The organism is Chitinophaga sp. YIM B06452, assembly GCF_039655965.1.
GTDB lineage: Bacteria > Bacteroidota > Bacteroidia > Chitinophagales > Chitinophagaceae > Chitinophaga.
Genome location: NZ_JAWLKY010000001.1, coordinates 1 through 11,771, shown reverse-complemented (window position 1 = coordinate 11,771; position 11,771 = coordinate 1). Strand labels below are relative to the sequence as shown.

Genomic DNA, 11,771 nt, shown 5'->3' with positions numbered 1-11,771 from the left:
ATGATATGATTAAAAGTTTATCATGTTGGTCGTTCATTACCCTTGGCCTGTTCTTTTCCCGGCAAACGATGGCGCAGGATCGGTTATCGCTGGGCTTCAACGCAGCCGGCCTTGAAGAGGTCTTTCTCCGTGTCGGGGAAAAGTACAATGTTACTTTGTTATATCCGCCTGAAGTAATGGCGACCGGGATAAAGGTCACTTTACCCCCAAAAAAGAGAACCCTGCCTGAAATGCTGGACCTTCTCAGGAAGGAAACCCGCCTTCAATATGAGCTTCAGGGAAAAACAGTGACAGTACGCACTCCTTTACTCTCACCAGAACGGAAGATTCCTGCTGAAACCGGATTCCTGCTCGTTGGCCGGGTGTTGGACAATGAGGGAACACCCCTGGCGGGCGTTACCGTACGCGATCATAACAATGGCGCCGGCAGTGTTACCGGGGAAAAAGGAGAATATCGCATTCATGTCTTTCCCGGCGATCAACTCAGCTTTAGCCTTATGGGTTATAGAGCCCGGCAGGTGTCGGCCGGCCGGAAAATGCCCCCGGCAGTCGTTTTAGAAGAAAATGTCGTAAATCTCGGGACGACCGTCGTAACCGGGTATACTATTAAACGTGCAGAGGAACTTACCGGCGCGTTATCGAAATTGAAGGGAGAAGATGTGAGGCATGGCGTAACCAGCGCTGATGCCACGTCTATGATCAAAGGAAAAGGGAGTGGCCTGTATATTACGGAACAGCTTTCAGCCAACCCTGCCGGAGCAGGTGGAAAAATACTGATGAGAGGGCAGAGCTCCCTGCTGGGAACACAGCAAACCCAGCCGACGAACAGGAATTATGCTGTTTTCCCTGCATCTCCCAATGTCGTATTGGGGCCTTTGATAGTGGTTGACGGGATGATCACACCCTATTCTGACCTGAAAGATGCTGTGAACCCGGAGGATATTGAAGAACTGAGAGTATTGAAAGACGCGGCGGCCACGGCCATCTATGGCTCAAGATCCGCGGGGGGTGTTATCGAGATTGTTACCCGGCGCGGCCGGCGGGGGAAGATGCGGTTCAGCCTGGAAGCAAAAGCAGGGCTTAATTCTCCCAACCGGGGCAAATTCAGGTGGATGGACGCAAACGAGTTATATGATGCAAGAACGGAACTTTTCACGCAGGGATGGGCCGAATACGGAAACGTATGGAAAGCCTCGTTTGATGTCAGTTCTCTCCCGGAATTGTTGAATAAAGCATTACCAACCCGGGAGGAGATGGCGCATTCGTTTGACTGGACCAAATATTATTATGTGCGTTCCCGTTTACAGGAAATAAATATATCTGCCAGCGGCGGTAATGCCCGAAGCCGTTACTACCTCGCAGCAAGTCACTATTATGAACAGGGAACCCTGAGAGACAACAGCCTCAGGCGCATGTCCTTTCGCCTGAACTTTGACCAGGAACTTAGCAAGGCACTTTCGCTAAAGATAGGCCTTAATGGCATATTTGACCATGAAACGCAGCCGGTAGTCCCGCCGGGTCTGCACGAACTGCCCTCCTGGATATCGCCTTATGACGAAAATGGAGAACTGAGGCCGTCGCTAAGCCTGATAGGCGTGCCTGGTGTACAACTGCTTAATTTTTTATTTGAAAGGCAATATAACAGCAAGCGTTACCGGCAGAAAAATCTTTCGGGGAATATGAAACTGACCTGGCGGCTTACCGACTGGCTCAGCGTTTCATCTGCCAATGCGGGCAATATTATGCGGGGCGCCGGCGAGTATAACGCAGATGCGCGTTCTCTTTTGGGTAAGTTTTTAAGTGCGGACAATAATGGGTTCCTGCTAACCGGCGGGGATGATCTTGATTATTTCATTACGTCAAACACAATGACCCTTGAACGGAGATATGAAAAACACTGGCTCCGGCTTTTAGCCGGGCAGGAATTCCAACAGTTCCTGGGTAAAAAGAAAGGTTTGAACCTGGAGGCGTTAATACCGGGAAGCATCAACACACTCTCTGACGTTGCAGCACGGGAGCTGCCGTTGCTCCCCGATCATAATTTTCCCCTGACCTGGATGGATATTTATGGTGGAAAAAGAAAGTCCCGGATGTTTTCTTTATTTAGTGAAGCAGCCTATAGCTACCGGAATAAATATTTTATCAGTGCCTCCCTTCGCAACGACGCCTCATCTGAGTTTAGTCCCGGCAACCGGAATGCGGCTTTTTGGTCGGCAGGTGCATCCTGGTTGGTTAATAAGGAACCGTTTATGCAGGCCCGGCGTGCGATCAACCTGTTGAAGCTAAGGGTGAATGCCGGCACGAGCGGTTCACAGATGGGAAACCGGGTCCTTACCAAGACCATTTATGGACTGAACAGCACGCAGGGCTTGCCTGACGACAGGTATTACGGAGAGCTGGGAGTTTACCCGCTTCAGACAGGGAATCCGCAATTGACCTGGGAGACTACGCGCACGTTAAATATAGGAATGGATATGGGTTTGCTGGACCGTATCGCCATCAGTTTGGACTATTACCGGAAGCGCTCCTTCAATTTGATCCAGGAACTGCCTCAGTCGGCGGCCGCCGGCAACCTGTCCAGGCAATTTAGTAATACAGGCGTACTCGGTAATTACGGGCTGGAAATAACCCTGAATACACAGAACATCTCCACTAATAAATTCAGCTGGTCCAGCAGCTTCAATATTGCCTTTAACAGGAACCGGATCATCAGTGTACAGGGTGGCGCGCTGGCAGTAGGCTATGGCGGAAATGTTGCAAATGCCCAGGGCGCTGTGAGGAAGTATTACTTATACCCGGGGGAAGACATCAATACGCTAAAAGGGGTTATCTATGCGGGCGTAGACCCGGCAACCGGCAAGCCTTTGTTCGAGAAGCCGGTGAGAGACGGGGATGGGAATATCATCAGCATAGAAAAAACAGGCAGCATACAAGAGGCCCTGGGGCCCGATGGAAAAGGCCACCAAACGTTGGGCACCAAAACCCCTAAATTTAACGGAGGCATTTCGAATACGCTGAAGTATGGGAACTTTACATTAAGTATGCTGGCTGAATTTGTATATGGAACACGCTCGCTGAACTTTGAGCGCGCGGAATTTCAGGCCGGGGATGGCATACCTGTTCAATTTGCAGCGACAAACAGGGTAGCATATGCTCCATTCCAGCACCCCTGGCGTTACCCCGGGGATAAGGAGGCGAATATGCCCTCGATATATGAAGCAACCCGAATTAACTTTTTTGATATCAGGAATTCCTATTTCTATGAGAACAACAGCTTCCTGAGAATACGTAATATCCAGCTGAATTACCGGCTCCCGGAAAATTGGCTGGGCCGCTTCATAGAAAGAGCGGAAATCTGCCTGAGTGTTGACAATCTTTATACATTTACCAGTAAGTATTTCACGCAGACTGACCCTGAAGGTGCGTATGTAGGAGGGGACCAGTTCAGTTCCTTTAGTGGTGTGGGAGGTGGTCTTGGTTTACCGAAGCGTTACCTGGCAAGTCTGCGCTTTAACTTTAAATAAAAAGTTAATGAATAAGGCATTCTACTGTTATCTCTTCTTCATGGTACTGTTTTTTTCCGCTTGCGGCAGGCAACTGGACTTTGTTGTAAGTACCGATGATCTAAGGGAAAGCGAAGGGCAGCTGTCTTCCTTTGAAGGTATTATGGAAGCAGTGAACGGTAACTATATACTGCTGAGAAATAATAATCCTGATCTGCTTGCCTTCAGTGAACTGCGGGGAAATACGGTTCGTATGACCCGAAGCAACTATGAAAGGTATTTTAGTGTTTTCAACTATGAGCAGGACCCGGAGTTTCCCTTACTGGATGACTACTGGAAAGATGCTTACGCCCTGGTCATTGCCTGCAATAATGTATTGGAGGGAATGGAGCGTTTTGAAAAAAGCATGGAGTTTGTTAATCTGTCCTCCAGGCAGGAAGCGTTGTTGTTGCATGCAAAAGGAGAAACTCTTTTTCTTAGAGGATATACCTACTTCAACCTGGTAAAGCTGTTCGGCCGCCCTTATCATCAGCGTCCGCAAGTGAGCCCTGGCGTCATGATTAAGAACAATACAGATATAAATTTTATTCCCGGCCGCAGTACGGTGAGTGAAGTATATGCACAGATCATCAAAGACCTGAAGGGAGCGGATAGTATTATGACCGCAGACGTTGGCCGTGCCAACGTACATGCAGGCAGGGAGGCCGCCTGGGCCTTACTTTCAAGAGTTTACCTGTATATGGGAGGTGCATTTGGCGCACCGGACCGGGATGCCAATCAACAGGCTTTGCTGTATGCGGACAAAGTAATTAATGCCGGGAAATTTCACTTACTGGAAGGGAAGGCTTATGATACGCTATATAATCGCGAACGCGGCAACCCGGAGATCATTTTCGCGTCTACTTATGAGGATCGTTATAATAATATATCCGCAGATATAAGTTATGGAGGCCTGAAGGCTGCAAATTCCCTCGTGCAGGCTTTTAAGCCAGATGATTATCGCCGTCATTTTTTTGGGAAAATACCATCAACCCAGGAGACAGTAACTGTAAAATATAAATCAACCTCTCCTTTTATACACCTGCGCCTCGCTGAAACTTATCTGAACAAGGCGGAAGCGCTGTTTAAAATGGGCAGTACCGCACAAGCCCTGGATGCCCTTAATGTTATTCACACCCGGGCGGGCCTGCCGGCACTGTCTTATTCGGACAGGGCACAGCTTCAGAAAGATATAATGCAAGAACGGCGCCTCGAGCTTTGCTTTGAAGGACATACCGGATTTGATGATTACCGCAACGGCTTGCCTATGATACGGCCTGCAATTGATTCAGGCGTTATATTAGAAGTGCTCCCGACAGATAAGCGGGTAGTGCTGCTCATACCCCAGAGCGAAATGGACGCAAACCCCAGGATGGTGCAAAACGAGAAGTAGTCAACCAGGTTTTCTTCTCGGAACAGGTCCACCTGCAGCGTATAACCGGAAATGGCGCCCCTTGCATTTTCCAGCTTGATGTGAAAGCCGGATATGCGCTGGATTTTATGCGGATATGTTATTTAGTTGTGAATGTATCCCGGCCGGCGGGTAAATTTTAACAAAGCTGGTCTCTACAGTATACAACATTTAACTACTATGAGTACGCTACAAGAGTTTATACGTGGAACAGCGCTGACGGTAATGTCTCCCCCTAAACAAAAAAAATATAACATTTCGGAAGGGTAAAATTATTACGCAGACGTATCTTCTGTATGGTGTAACGTCATATTAATGGTTTCAGGTACTATGTACATCTCTCTAGGTACCTGGCAGTCTGATAGTAAACATATAGGTTGGTGTTCTCACCTGCCTTCCTTCTATCAAAACATTAATACGATGTCCGCTTAATGACATATTACGGCTCCCGTCAGCGAGTATAGAATATACTTCCGGGGGAACTTATTAAACAATTTTAATGACATGACTTTTTCATTCCAATAATTTGCACCGCGAACGGGATATATTTTTTGTACACCTGGTAGTCCTGAGATAAAGCTGGCATTGCCGGGCCCCGCAACCGAACCGCTCCGAGAAAATTTCCTGGACAAAAAACAACGTAGGCTCCTGATGGGATCAGGGGAATGGACATTCATGTGCATGCTGCATGCGCTATTGATGGCTATTGCAAAAACGGAAGTATCATTTTGAAATAACATAGTAAGTACTAATAAACAGGCAAGTTTCATGGAAACACATTTACACATGTCGAACTCGCAGATGTTCATCCGTCAATTATCCCGGAAGATTTTTGACTACTGCATTGTAAAGGCAGGACCCCTCTTTGGCAAAGTGGCCTTCTGGTTGCTATTGATGTTTACAGGTTTTGCCGCTTATGCGCAGCAGGACTGCGGCAGGCCGGTAAAGGCATCCGGCACCCAGTGGGGGATCAAACTGATAGGCAGCACGTCCGTCAACAACCCGGAATTTGCTATTGACGGTAATATGAAAACGGCAGCTACATTAAACAATGGGCCGGTTGGCGCTTTTGATGCCAGCTCTGAGCTGAACATTGAATTTGGTACGCCGCTCCGGGTACGCGACGGGGTCCCTGATACTGTTGTTGTTAAGTGCGAGATGCCGGCAGCCTTTAAGCTGGATATTGCCGGCGTCATTATGGTAACGATGTATAAAAATGGCAACCAGGTGGCAGGGACCTACGACATAAAAGGCAGGACCCTTTTTGATATTAATGAGTGGCAGAATGGAGGACAGCCATTTGTCGTATTCAGGCAGGCAGTTCCCGGCGATGTAGATCGTGTCAGCATCACGCTGAAATCCGGACTTCTCGCCCTGGACGTTAGCCAGCTGTTCGCTCCCCTGGGTGTAACGAATGAGCGTACCGCCCTTAAAGTGTATGAAGTGTATGGCGTAATGGGCATACCCAGGATGGACAGTATTCTCAGGAAAAGTGAAATTGTTGTCAGGAATGGCGAAACCGCCACCTTCTCGGTAAAAGAAGACAAGCGGAACCTCGGTTACAGGTTTAAGTGGTTTAACGGGTATCGTGATCAGGCACCCATCTACACAGGGTATGATTTTAAGCCGGAAGTGCTGCCGTCTGTCACTGAACAACGGTATACTTATTATGTAACCATTGAGAAAGACGGGTGTTTGCTGCAAAGCAAAATACCTGTTTATCTGATTGTAAACCCCCGGCCTCAGCTGCTGGGCAGCATAGTTCCTTCAAAAACGAAAGTGAGCAGTACAGATGAAACAGGGCGCCTGGATTATTCCATCCTGCTTGTAAATAAAGGAGCGGCCAAACTTCAGCCCTCCGCCAGGATATATGTAAAAGATATACCAATGCCGGTTGAGCGGTACCAGATACAACGCATCATGCTTCCGCAAGGCGGGACCGGAAAGTATGACGAAACAACCGGGTCGCTGACAGGTGTTACGCTCAATCCGGGAGATACCATTCGCCTGGAAGTACGGGGCGTTGTGGATACTTCCTATGCAGGGATACTCAGGAACAGCGCGATAGGGTCTGATGAACTGGGCCTTTCTATACCGATAACTGAATCTCCCTTCGTTTTTGTCAATGTAAGTGACAGCACATCGGGTAATAACGGTAATACAAATACATGCCCGGCAAAAGAGAGAACATGTAACAGGCCTGATCGTATTACGTACGAGACAGCACTGGATCCCACATGGGGAAAAAGTATACAGGACGATATCGGTTCCCTTCTCAAATCACCTGTAGGCGCGATTCTTACACTGGGCAACGGACTGAAGGATATTCTTCAGTCGGTACTCACGTTAAACCCATTCGAAGTCGCGGAGAAGATTTGGAACGCTGCTAAGGATTTTGTTACCACCCTTTTGGGTGGGGGCCTCCCGGAGCCGTCAAACCTTCAATATGCAGGAGACGGGGATGAGGGAACAGCTGTTGCTTTTGACACTGATATCCTTCAACTGGGGCAGTGGCAGGCTGTAAACGCACATTTTGATTCAAGCCCCCTGAAGGCCGGCGACTCTGCCGTTGTCCTGTTCAGTGAAGACGCAACCTTTCGTGTTCAGATAGGAACTATACGTGTATACATGTATTATAAAGGTAAACAGGTGGGTGGGTATACAGACCTGAAAGAAGCGTTTGCTCTCCAGAATATAGTGCCCTGGGTGAGCGGCGGTATGGCGTTCAAACGGGTTGCCATTCCGGTACCAGAGTTGGTAGACCGGGTCATGGTAAGTGTTACCGGGGTCGGCGCCGACCTGGGAATAAATGGTACGCGTGTTTATGAAATTTCACGGAAGTCTCAGCAGCCAAAGATCGAAACCTTTCTGGATAAGCTCTCCGTGCAGGTTGAACAGGGTGAAGAAGTGCGCCTGAAAGTGAAGGACGAAAAGCGCGGCGAATGCATGATCTATAAATGGTACACTGAAGAAGACCTGGGCAAAACACCCTTCGCTACGGGCCCTGAAGCCGTGGCGAAGATCCCCGCGGGCTTTACCGGAACAAAATACTATTACCTCCAGGCATTGGTCAATGCTTGCAGCGACAATCCCACAGCACCGCTGGAGATAAAAGTGGACGTATTACCTTCTCCCATGCTGGAAGGAGTAGTTACCACGGAAGATAAAAATCCCAAAGTTGAGCCAGGCAGCAGGATAAGATATGTACTGACTATAAACAACAACGGTTTACGAACACTGCCAGATACGGCCCGCCTGAAAATAAAGGCCATACCCGAAAACCTGAAGAATTTCAGGATAGACAGCATCGCCGTTCCGGGCCGCGGACGCTTCGACATGAACACCGGAGAATTCACCGGTGACTCCATTCCGCCCAACGGAAAACTGACCCTGGTGATCAGCGGCGTCATTCCTCCAACATATGCCGGGCAGCCGGTCAATATCAATGTATCGGGCTGGCATATGAGCGGCAAGCAGATCCCCATCAGGCAGGCGCCCCCTATAACGCCCAATTACCATCTGAAGGTCAAAAAGGTGCCTGATCAATTAAAAGTAGGCAGGCTTCAGAAACTGGACTACACCATTATTATCACGAATACCGGAACAGAGCGCTTCCCCGCGGCTTCTAAACTATACATCAAAGATGTGCCAAGAGAAAAAGGGTACAGGATTGACAGGATGTATGTGCCCGAAAGCAGCTCCACAGGCGGTTATTATGTGATGGAAGACTCGACGCTCCGTGGTGCCGAAATACCGGCGGGCGGAACTGTTGAAATACGTGTGGAAGGTTTCCTGACCGGGGAGTATGAAGGCGGGCCGATCAATAATGATGTGATGGCAACGGATGAAAACGGCATCCCGCTTGAAGTAGAGCCCACTCCCACCGTGAACGCCGGAAAGGAAAAGTATACCCTGTACGGGCACAAGTTTGCAATGAGCCGTGAAGGTGATGTGAAGGCCGGCGACCAGCTGGATTTTGCGATCATCTTGTACAATAAAGGCCCCGAAGCTATGCCTGCGGGCGCCAAAACGTATATCCGCGATATGGCCCCCCGGGATTATATCATACAGGAAATTTCCGTAGCAGACGGTAAAGGCCAATATAATGAACCTGTATTGACAGGAGTGGAACTGGCACCCGGAGATTCCATAAGATTGATCGTAAGAGGTTACCTCTCCAATAACTACAGGGGAGATACCATTATCAACAGGGTTGCCGGCAGAACCGAGAATGGTACCCCGATCGATATTACGCCTTCGCCCGTGATCAATCCCGGCTTTAAACTTAGCGGGGACAAACAGCCCGACAAGCTGAAGGCAAATGCCGGCGAAGCATTGAATTATACGATCACGCTTGTCAACAGCGGAAATAATGCAATGCCGGCAGGACAGAAGATTTATGTAAAAGATGTACCGGATTCTGAGTTTTACGTTATCGACAATATTAGCGTAACAGGCAATACCGGTGTATATGACATGAAGACGTTAACGCTTCAGACATCAGCTCCCCTGGCCCCGCAGGAGAAAATCAGTTTGCTGGTAAAAGGGCATATCAGGGAAGACTATAAGACCGGTGAGATTGGCAACAAAGTGGAAGTGATGACTGACAGCACCCGGCATGAAATAGTGCCTGCCCCGGTTGTTAACGAGGTGAAATACAGGATGCAGCTTGCCAAAGTTGCGAATAGTCAGGAACCTGTGGGACCTGGCTTCCCGGTAGAATTTACCATCACGCTTCGCCATAAGGGGAAAGTGGATATTAAACCGTCAGACAAGATAACGGTTACGGACACACTGCCGGCCGGATTCGAACTGGGTGGATTTGAACCGTCGGCAGGTACCTACGATCCGAAAACACACTATTGGACTGGTTTGAAACTGATTTCCGGCCAAAGTGCAAGACTACTGGTAAAAGGCCGGGTTAGCCCTGACTTTAAGGGAGATTCGCTGGTCAACAAAGTGAGCGGCAAAGCGCCGGATGGAACGGATATTGGCATTGACACCATCGATGGACGCGCCGTCGTGAAAATTGATACCACCAAACGGATGAATAAGCTGGAGCTGCGCAAAGTAGTGGGCAAGAACCAGGTTACTTCCGGAGATTCCCTTGGCTTTGTAATTATCCTGAAGAACCTTGACGATAAAGTTTTCGAGGCAGATACGATCACTGTACGGGATATGACCCCGGAAGGTTATGTAATTAAGAATGAAGATATAGTAACAAGCACGGGTAAATACGACGCCGCAAGCGGTAAGTGGACAGGCCTCAAAATTCCGGCCGGGGATAGCGCAATTATCCGGCTGAATGGCCAGGTGAGGAGTGACTTCTGGGGCGAAATGACAAATATGGCCATGGGCCGTGACCAGCATAACCTGCCTATCCATGTTGCGGGAAGTGCGGATAATATTGCCCGGGCAACTGTACGGGTAAATCCCCCTGCATCGGAGTATAACCTCCGGCTTATTAAGAAAGCTGACAAGTCCACCGTGAAAGCAGGCGGTTCGCTTACCTATACGATCACTTTGTCCAATAACGGTAAGCTGAACCTGGCAGATACTATCGTAACGGTGAAAGACACCCTGCCGGCAGCTTATACCGTGGAAAGCTACCAGGTCAGCAATGGCAATTACGATCTTCAATCAGGCCGATGGACCAGCCTGACGCTTCCCGCTGGCCAAAGTGTTACCCTGACGCTGAAAGGCCGGGTAAGCAGCACTTTTAGCGGCAAACTCGTAAATACGGTAGGCGGTCTCGATCCCAAGGGAATTCCTATCAAAAATACGCCTGGAAACAGGTCAGAAGTAATAGTAGAACCTGTTAAACCGGTTTATCAACTTGCACTTGCCAAGATTGTAAAAACTGCAAAGAAACTGGTAAGCCCCGGGGATTCCCTCAGCTTTGAGATCACATTGTATCACAATGGCGGCGATGCAATAAAGCCGGCCGATATCATCATTGTTAAAGATCAATTACCCGCAGGCCTTGAGGGGGTAAGCTTTAAGCCCAGCCAGGGCAGTTATAATGCAGCTACCGGGCATTGGACAGGACTTACGCTGGCACACGGCGGCAGCGCAGCTATCACAGTAAATGGCATGCTGAGCAGGAACTTTACAGGGACCAGTCTTACCAACAGGGTGACCGGTACTGATCCTAATAAAGATCCCATCCCGCTGGTGCCAGGCAAGGAAGAGGCGAAAGTAATAATAGATAAAGGCAGCCTGTATGATTTGTCGTTGCGACTGACGCCAGACAAACAGGAAGTATCGCCCGGTGATTCATTGGATTTTATTGTCACCCTTTCCAATGATAAAGCAACGCCGATCGTGCCCAATGATACCATTGTTATTATCGACAGTATTCCCCAGGGTTATAAATTGATTAGCTATGAGCCGGGCATGGGCCATTATGATGAAAAAACCGGGACCTGGACGGGACTGAACCTTTCACAAAACCAAACGGCAACGATTCGTGTAAAAGGCATTGTTGACCCGAACTTCAAGGGCACCTTGTTAGTCAACAGGATTTTTGGAAAAAGGCCCTATGACGCGAATCAAGGTTATGCCTACAGTAACAGCGCTTCCGTAAAGGTGAAGCAGCATAATGGTGGTGATACTACCAGCTATAAGCTGTCGCTGAACAAGAAGGCGAACAGCGCCACCGCTACTCCCGGCGGTCCGCTGGACTTCATGATCACGCTGAAGAACCTGGGTACGAAGGCGGTTGCTCCGGGCGACACGCTCAAGATCACCGACCAGCTGCCTTCCGGGTACACAGCTTCCGGCTTTACTGCGTCCGCAGGTAGCTATAATTCAACCAC

Annotated in this window: 3 protein-coding genes; all 3 read left to right on the top strand. The window is 49.0% G+C overall.

Annotation, left to right across the window (positions count from 1 at the left end; genetic code table 11):
* Positions 1-5: 5 nt before the first annotated feature.
* Complete coding sequence (locus R3I13_RS00015; RefSeq protein WP_346315848.1) at positions 6-3,524, top strand: SusC/RagA family TonB-linked outer membrane protein; 3,519 nt, start codon at positions 6-8, stop codon at positions 3,522-3,524.
* 7 nt (positions 3,525-3,531) lie between these two features.
* Positions 3,532-4,935 carry a RagB/SusD family nutrient uptake outer membrane protein gene (locus tag R3I13_RS00010; RefSeq protein ID WP_346315847.1) on the top strand — a complete coding sequence of 468 codons (1,404 nt, stop codon included), beginning with the start codon at positions 3,532-3,534 and terminating at the stop codon, positions 4,933-4,935.
* A gap of 786 nt (positions 4,936-5,721) precedes the next feature.
* On the top strand, positions 5,722-11,771 hold a 6,050-nt coding region (locus R3I13_RS00005), incomplete at its 3' end, for a DUF11 domain-containing protein (protein ID WP_346315846.1).

Excerpts from the sequence above, each read along its gene's own strand:
- R3I13_RS00015 (WP_346315848.1), top strand. The coding sequence starts at position 6 with ATGATTAAAAGTTTATCATGTTGGTCGTTCATTACCCTTGGCCTGTTC.
- R3I13_RS00010 (WP_346315847.1), top strand. The coding sequence starts at position 3,532 with ATGAATAAGGCATTCTACTGTTATCTCTTCTTCATGGTACTGTTTTTT.